This is a genomic window from Gilliamella sp. W8145 (genome assembly GCF_016101145.1).
Lineage (GTDB): Bacteria > Pseudomonadota > Gammaproteobacteria > Enterobacterales > Orbaceae > Gilliamella > Gilliamella apis_A.
On the sequence record NZ_JACFRC010000001.1, the window covers coordinates 376820 to 395385 of the forward strand.

An 18566-nucleotide genomic window follows, 5' to 3' on the forward strand; every position below is an offset into this window, starting at 1 on the left:
TATTATTCTCCTATTTACCTAATGCTGATTTGACTCGGGTTTGCATTAATTTTTCAAGCTCAATAATGCTGTCGAGTTTATCGGGGATGTTTTGATTACTAATCGATTGTTTTTGTAAATTATTAAGATCATTTAAAAACAATTTAACTGCTGATGCATTACCATCGAAATAAGCATTAATCCAAGTCGAAGCATCATGTAAAGCACGTTGATATATGAGTTCTTGATGTCTTGGTACTGCCTGTGCCGCAATTAATAACCGGAAACGAATATTTTCACGAAGATACAGAGTCTGTTCTAAACTTAAAGGTGTTTTTAAAATTTGACATCTGACAATTTGCTTTTCATCATTACCAGCCTTATCTAGACAAGTGGCAAAATGGTTATCTTTTGCGTCTAGTTTTTCAATTTTGATAAATTTGTCCATAAATTTTTCGGCATTGACAAGTAAATTATCTGACCAATCATCTATTGATGAGCTAACTTGATCATTTTCAGCTAAGTTCGATGACGGTTTATTATTTGTTGAAACCTCATCTGCGATTTTTATTTCATTTTGGTTAATTGCCTGCGCAGTTTCTTTATAATTACCGACTAAAGGTAGGTCTGTTAATGATTCAGATAAACCTAATAGCTTAATAATAATTCCATCCTCATCAATAAAACTTATTTGTGATAAGGCATTAATATCTTTGCTAATGGCTTGTCTTGCGGCTAATAGACTTGGATCATTGGTTTTGGCCAAACTTTCGTCAGCACTTTTTAATAATAGACGGGCACTGTTATAATCTTGATCATTCCAAATTTTTCTACCAGCAAGATGGACTAAGTAGTTAGCCTGTGAGATTAACCAAACATTATTATCAAGTGTGGATAGGGCTGATAAACGTTCATTAATAGTATTTAAGTTTTGTTCGTTTAACTTAGTTGCATCGTTAATTTGTATGATTAATTGTTGTTGAATCTTTTGGTTTTCATTTAATTGGCGATCAACACGTTGTGATAAAGATGTAAACTGTTGGTTTTGTTGATTGACGGCATCATTAATATTACTTTGCAAGTCATTAATTATGCTAGCTTTAGTATTTTGCTTTAAGTTTGCAACTTCTGTTTGTAAGGTGGCAATCTTTCGCTTTTGATTCTCAATTTGTTTATATCCTTGGAAATAAACAAATCCACTTAGACAAACTGTTAATGCTATGGCAAGTATAGACAGTTTTGATACAGGTATGTGGGATTTACTGCTATTAACCGATGAATTGGTTGGTTGTTCGATTTTTGGACTAGAAGTTTTTTTGATTGGTTCTTTTTTATCTACGTTCATCGTCTTTTTCGCTTCTTTGTTTGCATTAGGTATAGGCGGTTGACTAAATGAAGTGGTGCTGATGTTTGAAAGTGTTGCATTGGCACCATAGTATTTTGCTGGCATAAATTAACCTCATTTAGATTTTTTAAATATTTTTGGCATTATGACATAGAGTTATCATTGTTTTAAATAAAAATTGATTATTTGCGCTAACAATTTTTAAAACTTTTTGCCAATTTAACTGTTTAGCTTTTGTAAAAATTCTCTCACTGGTAACGATTAGTTGCGCTTCATTCTTATGTTTATTTTGGCAGTAAATATCTAGTTGTAATAGGTGATCAACACTTGTAATTAATATGATTTGTTGGGCAATATTTTCGGCTAATATGTTTGGTTTATAAGTAATAGTTTGACGAGTATAGCATGCAATTGTTTTCACATTAACTGTTTGCAATTTTAACTGCTGAGATAATTGTTGACCACCATTATCCCCACAAAGAATTAATGCATTATGACCACTTATTGCTTGTTGATTTAATAATGATAATAATCCGGCACTATTTTCTTCGTTAGGGTAATCAACATGAACGTTATTTTGCTGACTAAATAATTCGGCAGATTTTTTGCCAATAGCAAAATAACGAAGGTGATTAGGTAACCTGAGATCGGGCAGATGTTGTTCAATCATATAAGTAACTTGTGGTGAAACAATAATAACCATATCACCTAGATTGAGATTATCCAATTGTTGCTGTAAATGCCTCAGATCTTGACCAGCTAAGATATTAAAAAAAGGTAGATGTATTGCTGATACATTGGCTTGATTTAATAATCGGGTTAAATTATCCCCTTCGGGGGAAGGGCGAGTAATATAAATCATTAGTTAATTAGTTCCGCTAATATTTTATCAGCGCCTTTAGCTAATAATTTTGCAGCCAATTTTTCACCTAAGCTCTCGGCTTCTGTGGCAGCTCCTGTTATACTAACTTTAATAATTGTTGAACCATCTAGACTGCCAACTAAACCATTTAAGGTTAATAAATTGTTATTTAAAAGACTTTGACAGGCAATAGGCACTTGACAGCCACCTTGCAATGCCTGATTCATTGCTCTTTCGGCTTGAATACAAATTCGGCTATGTTTATCATCAAGTGGCGCAAGTAATTGCAAGATTGTTTCATCATTGATTCGAGTTTCGATACCAACTGCACCTTGGCCTACCGCGGGTAAAATTAAGTCAGTATCAATGTATTGCTTGATTCGTTCTTGTAATCCTAGTCGTTTTAAACCAACCGCAGCTAGAATTATGCCATCATATTCTTGATTATCCAATTTTGATAAGCGCGAACCAACATTACCACGTAAATCCTTGATTATGAGATGTGGATATTTAGCCCGTAATTGACATTGACGTCTTAAACTTGAGGTGCCAATGATAGCGCCATTAGGTAAATCATCTAAACATTGATATTGATTTGATATAAATGCATCACGAACATCATCTCGTTGACAGATTGTAGCAAGTGTTAATCCTGTAGGAAATTGAGCTGGAATGTCTTTAATAGAATGAACGGCAATATCAGCTTTATTATCTATTATGGCTTGTTCTAATTGTTTGACAAATAACCCTTTACCACCGATTTTCGATAGCGGACTATCCAATAGTACATCACCTTTAGTTACCATTGGGATTAGTTCAACGGTTAAATCTCGGTGGATAGTCATTAATTGTTGTTTAACAAAGTTAGCTTGCCAAAGGGCTAAGGGACTTTTTCTTGTTGCGATGCGGATTTTCAATGATGCTCCCTATCTACCGAATTTTAAATATTTTTGTTGTTATATGTCATTCAACATAAATTGGTTAGCCTAAAACTCATTATGCTTGAGTTTTAGGCTACGACACTCATAATGTCAGTTATAATTCATCAACAAAATTAATGGCAAAACCAATGTAATTTGCTGGGGTTAACTGTTTTAAACGAGCTTTTTCATGTTCAGGTAACGCTAACGAATCGATAAATTGTTGCATTCCTTGTGCATCGACACGTTTACCTCGCGTTAATTCTTTTAATTTTTCGTATGGTTTTTCGATACCATAACGACGCATCACGGTTTGAATTGGTTCAGCTAATACTTCCCAATTTCGATTAAGTTCATCAAGTAGATGCTCTTGATTTACTTCAAGTTTATTTAGACCTTTAAGTGTTGACTGATAAGCAATAATCGCATAACCAATACCTACTCCGAGATTACGTAATACCGTTGAGTCGGTTAAATCTCGTTGCCAACGAGAAATAGGTAATTTACTACCAAGATGACTCATGATTGCATTAGCAAGGCCTAAATTGCCTTCTGAATTCTCAAAATCAATTGGGTTAACTTTATGTGGCATAGTTGAAGAACCAATTTCACCAGCAACGGTTTTCTGTTTAAAATGATTTAAAGCGATATACCCCCAAACATCACGATCAAAATCAATCATAATTGTATTAAAACGGGCAATACAATCAAAATATTCAGCAATATAATCATGTGGTTCAATTTGGGTAGTATATGGATTCCACTGTAATCCTAATGAAGTTACAAATTCCTCACTAAATTTATGCCAATTGATTTGTGGATAAGCAACCATATGCGCATTATAATTACCTGTAGCGCCATTGATTTTACCTAGGATTTCAATTGACTCTAATTGTTTTAACTGTCTTTTTAATCGATAAGCAACATTGGCAAATTCTTTACCGATAGTGGAAGGTGTAGCTGGTTGTCCGTGTGTTCTTGATAATAATGGTAAGTCACGATAAGTTTTAGCTTGCGTAGTGATGATAGCTATTAATTTTTTCCAGTAAGGGATAAGAACTGTGTCTCTGGCTGTTTTTAACATTAAAGCATAAGATAGATTGTTGATATCTTCTGATGTACAGGCAAAGTGGATAAATTCATTAATAGCTTGCAGTTCTTCGTTAGTGTTAACTTTTTCTTTTAAGAAATACTCAACAGCTTTAACATCATGATTTGTTGTCTTTTCGATTGTTTTGATGCGTATTGCATCTTGTTCATTAAAGTTTTCAACAATTTCATTAAGGTGCTTAGTAGCTTGCTCACTTAGCGTTGGTACTTCAAGAATATCTGCTTGTTTAGCGAGTTTTTGTAGCCATCGAACTTCAACTTGCACACGATATTTTAACAAACCATATTCACTAAAAATGGTGCGTAATTCTGTTGTTTTGTCACCATAACGACCATCAATTGGTGATAGGGCGGTAAGAGCAGATAATTCCATCGGTTTTACTCCGTTGCTATTTTTTTAAATTTAATAACTTTGTTGATTAACATCTTTTAATAATTCTTGTGCTGCATTACATATTCGTTTACGACCCAGCAAAATTTGCCAGCGACTACCACCAACTTGGTACCATAAAATGGCGGAACGAACACAACCTAGTAGTGAAGCTCTAACTTTGGCTTGCACTAATGAATTTTGTAAATACTCAGCTTTACCTACTACTTTGATTTTGGTTGATAGAGGACTGATAATATCCGAATAGATTCCCGCTAATGAATAAGAGAGATCATCAACATGATTACCAATTGTCTCCTGATTCATATCTGAATAAAGTCCAGATATCCGTTGTAAACGTTGATCTATTTTACCTAGTGCATCATTATTTTTTAAAAGTTTGCTAGTGACACTTAATGCACCAAACAAATAACGGATGATTTCAACTTGTTGCTTTTGATTGGATGATAGTAGTGAGATAAGTGTTTCAAGACCAGTTTTAATATTGATAATACCATCATAAACATCATCAGTGGTTTTTGGTGATGTATTAAATATGCTTTTAATTGCTATTTGATAAAGCGTATTGTTACAAACCCCTGTATTAGCAAGTTGGGGAATAAGTGACGCACTTTGTGTTACGCCGGCAAGGGCTATTGCAATATGATGGTATTTACTATTCACTTTAATGATCCTTACTGCTTACAATTCGTTCCTCAATAATACCGCCACCAAAGCAGACTTCATCTTGATAGAATACCGCTGATTGCCCTGGTGTTACTGCTGCAACAGGTTGTTCAAACATTACTTGAATTTTATCTTGTTCTAATGGTGTGACATTACAAACAATATCTTGTTGACGATAACGGGTTTTTACTGTGCATTGAAAAGGTTTAGTTACAACTTTACGATCAACCCAGTGTAGTTGTTGAGCAATTAATCCATCCGAAAACAAAGCAGGATGATCATGACCTTGGGCTACAATTAATTCATTATTTTTTATGTCTTTGTCAACAACATACCATGGTGTATCATCGGCTTGTTTTAGACCACCTATACCAAGTCCTTTACGTTGTCCTAATGTGTGATACATTAGACCTTGATGTTGACCAATAACTTCACCGTCTACAGTACGAATCACTCCTGATTGTGCGGGTAAATAACGAGCTAAAAAGTCACTGAATTTTCTTTCACCAATAAAACAGATCCCTGTTGAGTCTTTTTTTGCTGCTGTTGCTAGGCCCAGTTTTTCGGCTATTTTTCGTACTTGTGGTTTTTCCAGTTCACCAACAGGAAATAAGCTTTGTCTAATTTGATTTTCACTCAGCGTATATAAAAAATAACTTTGGTCTTTATTGTTATCTATACCGCGCAGTAATTCGACTTTATTTCCATTTTCTCGCTTGCGAACATAATGACCGGTAGCGATATAATCAGCGCCAAGATCTTCGGCTGCATATTCAAGAAAAGCTTTAAATTTGATCTCTTTATTGCACAGGATATCAGGATTAGGCGTTCTACCCGCTTTATATTCGGATAAAAAATGTTCAAATACGTTATCCCAGTATTCGGCAGCAAAATTGATTGTGTGTAATTTGATGTTTAATTTATCACAAACTGCTTGCGCATCGGCTAAATCGATCGCCGCTGAACAATATTCTTCAGTGTCATCTTCTTCCCAATTTTTCATAAATAAACCAACAACATCGTAACCTTGTTGTTGTAATAAATAAGCAGAAACGGAAGAGTCTACGCCGCCAGACATGCCGACAACGACTTTTTTTCGAGTGTTTATATTTGGCATAATAACTAAATCAATGGGCAAAAATTTTGTGATAATTTTAGCATAATTATGATGAAATGTATAAGGCTATGCAAAAGAGGGATATGGATTAGATTAACAAATTTTGATTAATAGTTGTCTGCTGATATCTATTCGCAGAAAAAAATAATTATGGTTCAAAACTCCATTGATAATATCAATGGAGTTAAAATTAGAAATAGTTTTATTATGGTGATATTAATTAAGATCTTTTAATAAATAGACTACATGACCGATTATTTTAAAATCGTCCTGTTCTTTTCTGTCAACCACCATAGCTGGATATTTAGGGTTATCTGAAATTAAAACTAAGTTAGCACCTTGATTTTGAATACGCTTGATACTTATATGCTCATCGTACTGTACCGCATAAAGAAAACCATCAATAGGTTTAGCATAAGCTTTATTGATAATAAGGATATCATGATTTGATATAGTTGGTTCCATACTATCACCCTTAGCCCAAACAGCGACTAGATTATCAACTTCACAACCATGATGTTTGATTAAGGTGATATCAAATGGAATTGTTTCCAAAACTGAAAATGCACTATTTGTTTCATTGAGATGATGAAATGGAATATCAATAGAACCTTTACCTTGGCTTTCTGGAAGTAAACGACATTCTCCCTTTCCTGTCACAAGCCACTCGATTGGTACATCGCATTTCAGAGCTATTGTTGCCAATCTATTTAGCGATGGATAGGTTTTACCACATAAATAATCTCGTATTACTGCTTCAGACATTCCTACTTTTTTTGCAAAAGCGTTTCCTGAGAGACCTTCTAAAACAATAGTTAATCGATTTTTAAAGTTTATTACTCCCGTACTGGTTAGTGCTCGTGTTTTTTCTTGATCTGACTGTTTTTTTACTTTATTTTCCATTGTTTTTTATTCCATTTCTAGATATTTTTTTGTTTTTATTATTTTAATTCGTTTTTTTATATGTTATTCTTTGTTGGTAACTTGTTATCGCTTTAGTCGCGTAATACCGATAATCTTTACAATAGCAAAAAATTTAACCAATAGAGGATCTCATAATGAGAGAACAAGATCAAGACTGGACACCATCAAGAGTAGTAGGTGAGATTAAAATTCGAGGTGGAAATTTAAGAGCTCTTTCACGTTCAAGTGGTTTACAGGCTGATACTTTACGTAATGCATTATATCGACATTGTCCTAAATATGAACGTATTATCTCTGAATATTTACAAGTACCTGTTGAGCAAATTTGGCCATCTAGATACGAAAAGAAGGTTAAAAAATAAGTTACAATTGTATTACTGAGTAGAAAAAGACGCCTAAGATAGGCGTCTTACGTTTTATTTCTTAGCTTGTTCTGCTGCTTTAACGATTGCTGCAAATGCATCAACTTTTAATGAAGCACCACCAACCAAAGCACCATCAATATCCGGTTGTGTAAATAGTTCAGCTGCATTTTTATCATTAACTGAACCACCATATTGAATGATTACTTGTTCAGCTACAGCTGCATCTTGTTTAGCAATATGATCACGGATAAATTTGTGAACAGCTTGTGCTTGAGCAGGAGTTGCAGATTTTCCTGTACCGATTGCCCAAACTGGTTCATAAGCAATTACCGCACCGTTAAATGCTTGTACACCTAATGCATTAATGACAGCATCGATTTGACGAGCACATACTGCTTGAGTTTGGCCAGCTTCGTTCTCAGCTTCAGTTTCACCAATACAAAGTACTGGTACTAAACCTGCTTCTTTTAATACACCAAATTTTTGCGCAATAAATTCATCAGATTCTTTGTGATAAGTACGACGTTCAGAATGTCCAATAATAACGTGAGTTACGCCGATTTCTTTTAACATAGTTGCTGATACTTCACCAGTATAAGCACCAGAAAGATGAATACCGACATCTTGAGCGCCTAAAAGAATGTTTGAGCCACCTAATTGGTGTGCTACAAAATCTAAATAAACGCTAGGCGGTGCAATTGCAATGCCACAGTTGGCATCTGTTGATAGCTCATTTCTTAATCCTGTGACTAAGTCTTTTGCCATACCGATACTACCATTGAGTTTCCAGTTACCCATAACGAGAGGTTTTCGCATATTTTTCTCCAACTTAAAATTTAAAAAGGTGTTGATTTCAGAATGAATTGGTTATAATACTACTTATTATACACCAAATAAATTGAGCTTGAGGAAAAATATGTCATTAGAAATATTGAATCAATTAGAAACTAGAATTCAAAACACTGTTAACACCATTAATACATTGCAACAAGAGATCGCTAGATTAAAACAAGGCAATCAAGAACTTGAACAATTAATTAATGATAGTTCTGATGAAATGAAAGCATTACGTGATGAAAATGAAAAATTAAAACAAGACCAACAAATTTGGCAGCAACGGATTCAAACTCTTTTAAATAAAATTGGTGAAATTACCCAATAAACGATTCAATCGATTTTAAACGCGACTTATGTCGCGTTTCTTTTATGACGAACCAATATGTGAAAATTAAATTAAAATGCGTGAAAAGCTAAAATCTTTATGGCTTACTGAAACTATTCATTTAATTGAGTCACAATCTGGACGCTTTGCTGATCAAGATATTAATCGGCAAGTTAAAGCTATGTCAACATCTTTGGTTAATCGTATTGTTATGCGAGCTACCTTATTATCTAAACAAAATGGTTTATATTTGGCACAAAAAGTCATGTTGCGCTCAATTAAGCTCTCATTTTTGCTATTATTGTTTTTTTCGCTTTTTATCGGTAGCTCGTTGACATTTGGCGCATTAAGTCAAAATCCAATCAATTTATATTGGGCGTTATTCAGTTTATTGGGTGTTCATTTTATTACGCTAATTATCTGGCTTTGCTCATTGTTATTTTTTTCTCGGTTTGGTGGTAGCCTATTAATTCACTGTTGGTTATGGATAGCAGAAAAACTTTACCAAAAAAAGACCGTAAAACAACTTGTTCCCGCTTTTGCTTCATTATTTGGTTATCATCGAATTCGTTGGTTATTAGGTTTTGTTCTTAATCTGTTTTGGGCAGTTATTTTGACTAGCGCTTTAATCGTTTTGCTAGTACTTTTTTCTACACAACATTATAGTTTTGAATGGAAAACAACTTTATTAAGTGCGGATTCAATTACCCAATTGACTCATTATTTAGGTTATTTACCTTCTTGGTTTGGATTTTCTATTCCAAAAGATGAAGTGATTAAACTTAGTGAACATGCATTAAGTGCTGGTGATATTCGTTCTTCATGGGCGATATGGTTACTTGGCGTTTTTATTTTTTATGGCTTAATTGTTCGTTTATTTCTAATGATTTTTTGTGGTGTCATCTGGATGCTAAGCAGTCGTAAGCTTAAATTAAATTTAGATGATCCAGATTATCAAATACTAGCACGACAATTGCAGCCATTAGTCACTAATGTAGAAGATGAAGATAAATTAGGTGAAATTAGATGGCAATTGCCGATTTCGCAAATTGAAGAAGGACATGGTATCTATTTGGTTGCAATGGACATCGTTGACAGTTGGAAACCGGCAACTATTGTTCCGTTCTATGGATTTCTCAATACCCGTGAACAACGGATTGCTATATTAGATTATTTGCAACTAAAACCGGCGAAAAAATTATTAATTGCCATCGATACTGATCGAGCACCAGATCGAGGATTATTGAACTTTATTCGACAGTTAATTAATAAATCACAGCAATCTCGGATATGGTTTATTAATCAAGGAAAGCAATTTCATAATTGGCAATCGTTATCTTTACCATTAGCTAATCCTAATTGGTTAGAGCAGGATAATTAATATGATAACTTCATTGAAATTAGCGATAGTTGGCCATGCAAATTTTGGTAAAACTTCGCTTTTACGAGCATTATCGTACAATAGTCATTTTGGTGATGTTTCAGATAAACCAGGCACCACAAGACACGTCGAGTCGATTAAGTTGCCGTTGGCTAATGATAGTGACATCACTTTTTATGATACTCCTGGTTTTGAAGATAGTTTGGCACTTTATGATTATATAACACAACTTTTACCAGCAAATACTAAGCTTGATGGTATCGATAAATTAACGAATTTTTTACAAAGTCCAGAGGCTGAAAACCTTTTTAATCAAGAAGCAAAAGTCATTAGACAAGTGTTAAATTGTGATGCAGCTATTTATGTCATCGATGTGAGAGAGCCTGTGCTACCTAAATATCACGATGAATTAGCCATCTTAGCGAATAGTGATAAACCCATTCTTGCTGTCCTTAACTTCACTTCAACTAAAGAACAAAACGAAAAGGAATGGAAAAGATTGCTTTCAAGAATGGGGATCCATGCTATCATTGGGTTCAACGCTATGTTTCCTCCCATAGATGGTGAGGAAAATTTATACAAAAGTTTAGCTTTATTAATTGAACCAGCTAAAAAAATATTGGATAATTGGTTAGATAATATTACGAGGATTCGTGAATCGCGTAATCATACAGCAAATAAGCTTATTGCCGAAGCATTGGTTGATGTGACTGCTTTTTATAAAATGGCAAAATCGGATGATAATCAAGCTGTAACTGATATGCAAAATAAAGTCAGGTTACGTGAACAAAAAGTAATTAACGATTTATTGCAACTATATCAATTTGATTCAACTCAAGAGAGTGAAGAGAATCTACCTTTAATTAAAGGTAGATATAATGCTGATTTGTTTAACTTAGATGCGTTGAAATTGATGGGTATGCATTTGACCAAAGGATTTGTCTCTGGCGCAACTATCGGAGCTAGTATTGATTTAGCTACCGGTGGATTATCCTTTGGTTCAGCTGCGTTAATTGGCGCTGCGGTGGGTAGTTTGATGCAAACTGCAAAGCATTATGGATCTAGAATGCGCTATCAGTTTTCTGGATATAGTAAATTAAGTGTTGATGATGTGATTATTTGTTTTCTTTCTTTACGATTAGTTCAACTAAAAGAGAGTCTAAATTATCGCAGCCACGCGAACACCAGCCCGATTAGGTTATCTAGATTAGATAAAAACGAGTGGCAAAAAGGTGTGTTACCTAAAAGTCTAAAGGTAGCGAGACGTTATTCGCAGTGGTCGACTTTAAATAAAGGATCAAAAAGAAATGATAAAAAAAGACAGTCGGTTATTAATCAAGTTGCGCAACAATTGCAGCAGTGTTAGAAAACGATGTTTAGTAATTTCACTTATTTTTTCTCTGTTTGTATTGTTTGGTTGTAGTAGTAGTCAGGGGCAAGTAGCTGTAAATAAATCAGATCCAGTTATTTTGGCAAAAATCGATCAACATTATAAAAAATGGAAAAAAACCCCATATCGTTATGGTGGGACGACTTTAGCCGGTAGTGATTGTTCTGCTTTAGTCATGAATTTCTACAAAAATAGATTGGCAAAAACGCTACCAAGAAGTGCTGCTGAACAAGCTAAATTAGGTTATAAAGTTACCACCCCTAAAGCTGGTGATTTAGTATTTTTTAAAACTGGCCGTAGTCGAAGTGGTTTGCATGTTGGCATCTATTATGCTGATGGTAAATTCCTACATGCTTCGACATCAAAAGGTGTTATTTTCTCTAATTTAAAAGAAGATTATTGGAAAAAACATTATTGGATGACTCGTCGGGTAATTGATACTAAAGTTAAATAAAATTTTGACTCACTGATATGAAATATATTCAGTGAGTCTTTGTTTCCTTTCCTTAGTTTTTCCAATTTTATATCAGTGATTTTTCTCTTAAACCATATAACACATTGGCAACATACAACATTTCGCCAGGTGTTCCCAATGATATTCGGCACCAGTTGGTAGCTGGATTAAAATCACGTCCTATTAATATAAAATTTTTCTTCATTAATTCACGATATTGTCCCAACTCAATAGGGCTCTTATGAAAGATAAAGTTTGTTTCTGATTTAAGATAGTGTAATCCTAATTCTGACAATACTTTTTCCATAATATTACGTGATACATCAGTTGCTTTCTTTGAGTAGGTCAAAAATTGATTATCATCGATTGATGCAAGAGCTGCACAAACTCCACAGTAATTCAGTTTTTCACCTGCTACATACTGACCAATATTTTTGATATTATCTGGCGAACTGACAACATAACCGACTCGCAAACCTGCCATAGCATGAATTTTTGAAAAAGTTTTCAGTAAAATAATATTGCTATAACCTTGAAAAATTAAACTATCAACAGAACGGAATACCGGATCATTGACAAACTCGGCATAAGCTTCATCAATAATAAATAATGTATTTTTAGGCTTACTTGTTATCCACGATTCAACTTCTTTGTAACCAATTACCGTAGATGTAGGATTGTTCGGATTTACTAGATAAACAATCGAAAATCCTTGATGATTTTCAACCGCTTTGCGCAAACCGTTAATATCAATTTGCCAATCTTTTAATGAAGGAACTTTAGTTATTTTCAAATTAAAAGTTTTAGCGAAATGCTCCCCATCACCATAAGTCAATTCTGGAATAACTAGTTGAGTGTTAGGATTTATATGAGCAGCAATGGCACTACGAATACCCTCAGATGATCCTGCTGTTAATAAAATATGTTCCTCGCTAAGATTATGATACTGTGCTAATCTTTTACTCAATAGCAGTATTTCAGCTTTAGCATATCGATTAGCTTTCGGAACTGCATCTATAGCTGCTTGTTTGGCTGTTCCCGACATACCTATGGCATTTTCATTAAAGTTGAGTCTAACTGGATTATCTAGACTAGGTGTAACAGCTGTATCCATTACCGGAAGTGAGAATGAAATCGTTTTTTGTAACTCGCTAGCATAGGCTTTAGATAATAATTGATTTACAGATAACCCAGCAATAGCTGCAGTAGAAAAACCCAATAATGTTCTACGACTAATGTTTAAATTTGTTACCATAATTCACCTCACGTTCAGTCCGCTTTTACAAATATAAAATACAGCAAGATTCATACCAATTTAATAAACAAATAGAAATAACTGATATCAAATTGATAAAATTAAAGATTGGTGAATTTATGATGTTTGAATACTAATTAGCTAGATTGAAAAGCGCACTAATTTAGTTCGGATTTGCACTGCATTATGTCAATGTTTAAGATCATTGCTACTATTAATGAATATACGAACAATGATCTTAAGACCTCATAACTAAGACTATTTTTGCCTGATAGTTACTTTGTTATTAACTATCTGCTGGTGTTTCAATATCAGAATAGGTTGCCAGCATTTGCAAGAATTTATATTTAGAATTTACCATTTTAGTTGATTGCTCATGTAAAGTATTGGCAATAACTGGTTCAAGTGTTTCTAAACGACGGAAACGTTGCTCTTTAAGTAAAATATCCGTTAATGATTGACTGTTTGGTGCTTTAGAGTCTAACACTAAACCTGGTTTCCCTTCTTGCATGCGGCGTGGATCATAACGATATAGCGGCCAGAAACCAGATTTAACTAAATCTTTCATCTGTTCATGAGATTTAGATAAGTCGTAACCATGTTCTTCACAAGGGCTATAAGCAATAACCAGAGAAGGGCCATCATAAGCTTCGGCTTCTTGTAATGCTTTAAGTGTTTGGTTCAATTGCGAACCTAAAGCAACTTGAGCGACATAAACGTGGCCATACATCATTACACTGACCCCAAGATCTTTACGAGCTTTATGTTTACCTAAATCTGCAAATTTGGATACAGCTCCCATCGGTGTTGCTTTAGATTGCTGTCCTCCTGTATTCGAGTAGCATTGGGTATCGAGCACTAAGATGTTAACGTTTTCGGTTAAACTCATTACATGATCGAGTCCACCGAAGCCAATATCATAAGCCCAACCATCACCACCAATAGCCCATACTGATTTATCAATCAGATAATTAGCATCTTGCATTAACTCCTTAGCTTCAGCTGAAGTTAAATGCGCTAATTGTTGACGTAATAAATTAACTTGAGTTCGTTTTTCATCAATTGATAAATCTGGTGATTGTAAATTAATAACAATCTCTGGCGAAATCTCACCGGCAACATGTTCAAGCAAACGTAATGCTCGTTTTTTATGTTGATCATAAGTAATACGATAACCAAGTGCAAATTCGGCATTATCTTCAAATAGTGAATTTGCCCAAGCCGGTCCACGGCCATTGCGATCGGTTGTATATGGTGAAGATGGTAAATTACCACCATAAATTGACGAGCAACCCGTTGCATTAGCAATAGCGAGATGATCACCGTACAATTGGGTTAGTAGTTTGATGTATGGTGTTTCACCACAACCAGCACATGCACCAGAATATTCAAATAATGGTGTTAATAGTTGTGATGTACGTACATCAATTCGTTCTAGCGTTTTGATTTCCCGATCAGGAAGGTCGGTGAAATAATTATAATTAGCACGCTGAGTTTCTAAATTGTCAATTCGTGAACGCATGTTAATGGCTTTAACATCAAAGTTATTACGGTCACGTGAAGGACAAACTTCAACACATAAATTACATCCGGTACAATCTTCAGGCGCAACTTGTAAAACATAACGTTGACCTTTCATATCTCGAGCTTTTACTTCAAGTGAGCTTAGTGATTCTGGTGCATTGATCATATCTTCTGGTTCAACAACTTTTGCTCGAATGGCTGCATGCGGACAAGCAACTGCACAATGGTTACATTGAGTACAAAGTTCAGGTTGCCAGATTGGTATTTCTTCAGCAATATTACGTTTTTCCCATTTGGTGGTGCCAACTGGCCATGTTCCATCGGGTGGAAAGGCTGAAACAGGTAAACTATCACCTAAGCCAGCTAACATAGTTGCAGTGACCATTTTAACAAAATCAGGGGCGTTGCTTGGCACAACTGGCGGACGTGATGAACTACTTTCATCCACGCAACTTAATGGAATTTGCTCAAGAGATGCAATGGCTAAATCGAGTGCTTTCCAGTTATTTTCAACAATATCTTGTCCTTTACTGCTGTAACTTTTGGCAATAACTTCTTTTAGCTGTGAAATGCTAAAGTCATTTTTAAATATTTCTGATAAATGGAAGAATGCAGCTTGCATGACCGTATTAATTCTTGCACCTAAATTACATTCTCGAGCAATTTTAGCTGCATTAATAATATAAAAATGTGCTTTTTTCTTAATTAATTGAATTTGCACTTCTTTAGGTAATCTATGCCAAACTTCATCCTTACTATAAGGTGTATTTAGTAAGAAAATACCATCATCTTTTAATCTTTCAACAATTTGATATTTGTCGATAAACTGATCTTGATGACAACCGATAAAATGGGCGCTGGTTATCAAATATGGTGAATCTATTGGTTCAAGGTTAACTCGAAGATGAGACGTGGTTAAACCACCTGCTTTTTTCGAATCGTAAACAAAATAACCTTGTACATAAAATGGTGAACTATCACCAATGATTTTGATATTATTTTTGGTCGCTGAAACCGTACCATCACTGCCTAAACCATAAAATAGTGCTTCAAGTGCTGATTTTTGTGGGATGGATTTTTCTGGTAATGGTAGTGACAAACCGGTTATATCGTCATAAATCCCAACGGTAAAACGAGGTTTAGGTTTCTCTGTTGTCAGTTCATTAAAAATGGCTAATACACAGCGAGGATCGAACTCTTTCGATGATAAACCATAACGACCACCAATAATTTGCGGTAAATGGTTTCGTTCGCCACGTGAAAAACTCTCAGCAAAGGCTGTCATTACATCTAGATAAAGAGGTTCAGCTTGTGCTCCAGGTTCTTTAGTACGATCTAGTACTGCGATTTTTTTCACAGTTTGCGGAATAACGTCAAGTAGATGAGTTGCTGAAAATGGTCGGAATAATCTTACGATAACGACACCAACTTTTTCGTCATTTTTAATCAGATGATCGACAACTTCCTTCGTGGTGCTGACGCCGGAGCCCATAATGACAATGATACGTTCAGCATCTTTTGCGCCATAATATTCGAAAGGTTGATACTTCCTACCTGTCTCTTTTTCAAAGGCTTGCATAGCATCAGCAACATGATTGAAAGTATTCTCATAATATGGATTAACTGCTTCACGGCACTGGAAATAGGTATCAGGATTAGCTGATGTACCACGAATAACTGGATTATCAGGCGTTAAGGCGCGGTGGCGAAAAGCATCAATAGCTTGATGGGGAAGCAAATTACGAATCTGTTCATCACTGATTGGATAAATTTTATTTACCTCGTGTGAAGTTCTAAAACCATCAAAAAAATGAATAAATGGTACTCTACTATTGAGTGTTGCAATTTGCGAGATTAAGGCTAAATCTTGTGCTTCTTGTACCGAGCTAGAACACAACATGGCAAAACCAGTTTGCCTGACAGACATAACATCAGAATGATCACCAAAAATAGACAAGGCATGAGTTGCAACAGTACGGGCAGCAACATGTAATACAAATGGTGTTAATTCCCCAGCTATTTTATATAGCGAAGGAATCATTAATAACAGACCTTGCGATGAAGTAAATGATGTTGCTAATGCCCCAGTCATTAATGCGCCATGTACGGTTGATATTGCTCCTGCTTCGGATTGCATTTCAACGACTTTCGGCGTATCACCAAAAACATTAGGTTTATTGAATTCCGCCCACGTGCTGGCTTGTTCAGCCATAGATGAACTTGGCGTTATTGGATAAATAGCAATGACTTCGTTTGCACGATATGCGACAGATGACACCGCACTATTAGCATCTGATATGATCATTAAAAAACCTTGTATCTTAGAGTATTATGACATTACTTAGTTATAATAATTTTGCTTATTGTACCAGAAACTAAGATAGCTTTTAGTTATTTTTAAGTTAAATTTTTGGCTAACTATACGTTTTTAGTAAAAATAAATAAGGAAGGGTTTTGGTATTGAAAAACATAAAATGTAAATATTAGGTTGATACTACAAGGAATTTTTTTGAAGATTCTTATATCGATGATTTTTGTCCAGTAATATTAGCTGGTTAGTCACAATTACTAGACAAAAATTGATATTGTATATATTACCGAATAACAACGCGTTCAGTTGATGAAGAGTGTTTTATTTCGCCAAGTAACCAAGCTTTTTCACCATGCTGATTAAGTAAATTAATTGCTTGCTCGGCTAACTGTTTTGGTAAAGCGATGATTAAACCTACTCCACAATTGAAAGTACGGTACATTTCATGACGGCTTACATTACCTGTTTGTTGTAACCAATTAAAGATGGCCGGCCATTGCCAACTAGATTCATCAATAACAGCTTGAGTGTTATCAGGTAAAACTCGTGGAATGTTTTCCCAAAAACCACCGCCAGTAATGTGTGCAATAGCATGAACATCGATTTTCGAAATCAAATCAAGTACTGATTTTACATAAATCTTCGTTGGAGCAAGTAAGTGATCTGCTAATGGTTTTCCGTCTAATTGTTCTGTTGCTGGATTAACACCACTAACTTCGATAATTTTACGTACTAATGAATAACCATTTGAATGCGCACCACTTGAGGCAAGGGCAATTAGTGCATCGCCATCTTGAACTTTACTACCATCAATCATTTCTGATTTTTCAACTACACCGACACAAAAGCCCGCTAAGTCATAATCATCGCCATGATACATACCAGGCATTTCTGCAGTTTCACCGCCAACTAATGCACATCCGGATTGTTTACAGCCTTCCGCAATACCTGTAACAACTGTCGCTGCAACATCAACATTTAATTTGCCAGTAGCATAATAGTCGAGGAAAAATAAAGGCTCAGCTCCTTGAACAATTAAATCATTAACGCACATAGCAACCAAATCAATACCAATTGATTCATGGCGATTTAAATCCATTGCAAGGCGTAATTTAGTGCCAACACCATCAGTACCTGAAACTAAAATAGGTTGTTTATATTTTTCCGGAATTGCACATAATGCACCAAAACCACCAAGTCCACCCATAACTTCAGGACGTTTGGTCTCTTTTACGACAGATTTAATACGATTAACCAATTCATTGCCAGCATCGATATCGACACCAGCATCTTTATAGCTAAGAGATTTATTATTTGACACGGGGAGCAGTCCTTTCAATAGAAAAAATTGCTTGTTATTTTAGCAAGGATGAAATTTATTGGCGACTAATTATTGTTAAAATAATTTCT

General features: G+C 34.9%; 16 protein-coding genes. 5 read left to right on the forward strand and 11 right to left on the reverse strand.

Going from position 1 to position 18566, the window contains the following annotated elements:
• Positions 1 to 10 precede the first annotated feature (10 nt).
• The 7 genes from H3T80_RS01610 to H3T80_RS01640 form a co-directional block, all read right to left on the reverse strand.
• Entirely contained in the window at positions 11 to 1429 is a 1419-nt protein-coding gene (locus H3T80_RS01610; RefSeq protein ID WP_198199591.1) for a uroporphyrinogen-III C-methyltransferase, read from the reverse strand.
• A gap of 22 nt (positions 1430 to 1451) precedes the next feature.
• Positions 1452 to 2186: a uroporphyrinogen-III synthase gene (locus H3T80_RS01615; protein ID WP_198199593.1), complete on the reverse strand. Its 735-nt coding sequence runs from the start codon at positions 2184 to 2186 to the stop codon at positions 1452 to 1454.
• Positions 2186 to 3103: a hydroxymethylbilane synthase gene (gene hemC / locus H3T80_RS01620; RefSeq protein WP_198199595.1), complete on the reverse strand. Its 918-nt coding sequence runs from the start codon at positions 3101 to 3103 to the stop codon at positions 2186 to 2188. The genes H3T80_RS01615 and hemC overlap by 1 nt, the downstream gene beginning before the upstream one ends.
• A gap of 118 nt (positions 3104 to 3221) precedes the next feature.
• Positions 3222 to 4589, reverse strand: a complete 1368-nt coding sequence (gene purB, locus H3T80_RS01625) for an adenylosuccinate lyase (protein WP_198199597.1) — start codon at positions 4587 to 4589, stop codon at positions 3222 to 3224.
• 30 nt (positions 4590 to 4619) lie between these two features.
• Positions 4620 to 5270: a high frequency lysogenization protein HflD gene (hflD, locus tag H3T80_RS01630; protein ID WP_198199599.1), complete on the reverse strand. Its 651-nt coding sequence runs from the start codon at positions 5268 to 5270 to the stop codon at positions 4620 to 4622.
• Position 5271: 1 nt separating this feature from the next.
• On the reverse strand, positions 5272 to 6390 hold the full coding sequence (mnmA, locus tag H3T80_RS01635) for a tRNA 2-thiouridine(34) synthase MnmA (protein ID WP_198199601.1): 1119 nt from the start codon (positions 6388 to 6390) through the stop codon (positions 5272 to 5274).
• A 216-nt stretch (positions 6391 to 6606) separates the two neighbouring features.
• On the reverse strand, positions 6607 to 7293 hold the full coding sequence (locus tag H3T80_RS01640) for a LexA family transcriptional regulator (protein WP_198199603.1): 687 nt from the start codon (positions 7291 to 7293) through the stop codon (positions 6607 to 6609).
• Positions 7294 to 7448: 155 nt separating this feature from the next.
• On the opposite strand from H3T80_RS01640, the gene H3T80_RS01645 reads away from it, so the two are divergent.
• The gene (locus H3T80_RS01645; RefSeq protein WP_110448113.1) at positions 7449 to 7676 is read left to right on the forward strand and encodes a helix-turn-helix domain-containing protein; all 228 of its coding nucleotides are present in this window, start codon (positions 7449 to 7451) and stop codon (positions 7674 to 7676) included.
• A 54-nt stretch (positions 7677 to 7730) separates the two neighbouring features.
• On the opposite strand, the gene tpiA is transcribed toward H3T80_RS01645, so the two are convergent.
• Positions 7731 to 8495 carry a triose-phosphate isomerase gene (gene tpiA / locus H3T80_RS01650; RefSeq protein ID WP_110448112.1) on the reverse strand — a complete coding sequence of 255 codons (765 nt, stop codon included), beginning with the start codon at positions 8493 to 8495 and terminating at the stop codon, positions 7731 to 7733.
• Between the two features lie 100 nt (positions 8496 to 8595).
• Between tpiA and zapB the strand changes: the two genes are divergently transcribed.
• The 4 genes from zapB (at position 8596) to H3T80_RS01670 (ending at position 12066) form a co-directional block, all read left to right on the forward strand.
• Positions 8596 to 8841, forward strand: a complete 246-nt coding sequence (gene zapB / locus H3T80_RS01655; protein ID WP_110448111.1) for a cell division protein ZapB — start codon at positions 8596 to 8598, stop codon at positions 8839 to 8841.
• A gap of 76 nt (positions 8842 to 8917) precedes the next feature.
• Positions 8918 to 10222, forward strand: a complete 1305-nt coding sequence (locus H3T80_RS01660; protein ID WP_198199605.1) for a DUF2868 domain-containing protein — start codon at positions 8918 to 8920, stop codon at positions 10220 to 10222.
• Position 10223: 1 nt separating this feature from the next.
• A complete protein-coding gene (locus H3T80_RS01665; protein WP_198199607.1) occupies positions 10224 to 11588 on the forward strand; it encodes a DUF3482 domain-containing protein in 1365 nt (454 codons plus the stop codon).
• Positions 11530 to 12066 carry a C40 family peptidase gene (locus H3T80_RS01670; RefSeq protein ID WP_110448108.1) on the forward strand — a complete coding sequence of 179 codons (537 nt, stop codon included), beginning with the start codon at positions 11530 to 11532 and terminating at the stop codon, positions 12064 to 12066. Before H3T80_RS01665 ends, H3T80_RS01670 begins: the two co-directional genes overlap by 59 nt.
• 67 nt (positions 12067 to 12133) lie before the next feature.
• On the opposite strand, the gene H3T80_RS01675 is transcribed toward H3T80_RS01670, so the two are convergent.
• From H3T80_RS01675 to purM, 3 genes are all read right to left on the reverse strand, one after another.
• Positions 12134 to 13321, reverse strand: a complete 1188-nt coding sequence (locus H3T80_RS01675; RefSeq protein ID WP_198199609.1) for a histidinol-phosphate transaminase — start codon at positions 13319 to 13321, stop codon at positions 12134 to 12136.
• 286 nt (positions 13322 to 13607) lie between these two features.
• The gene (gene nifJ, locus H3T80_RS01680) at positions 13608 to 17150 is read right to left on the reverse strand and encodes a pyruvate:ferredoxin (flavodoxin) oxidoreductase (RefSeq protein ID WP_198199611.1); all 3543 of its coding nucleotides are present in this window, start codon (positions 17148 to 17150) and stop codon (positions 13608 to 13610) included.
• Between the two features lie 289 nt (positions 17151 to 17439).
• The gene (gene purM, locus H3T80_RS01685; protein ID WP_198199613.1) at positions 17440 to 18477 is read right to left on the reverse strand and encodes a phosphoribosylformylglycinamidine cyclo-ligase; all 1038 of its coding nucleotides are present in this window, start codon (positions 18475 to 18477) and stop codon (positions 17440 to 17442) included.
• Positions 18478 to 18566: the final 89 nt, after the last annotated feature.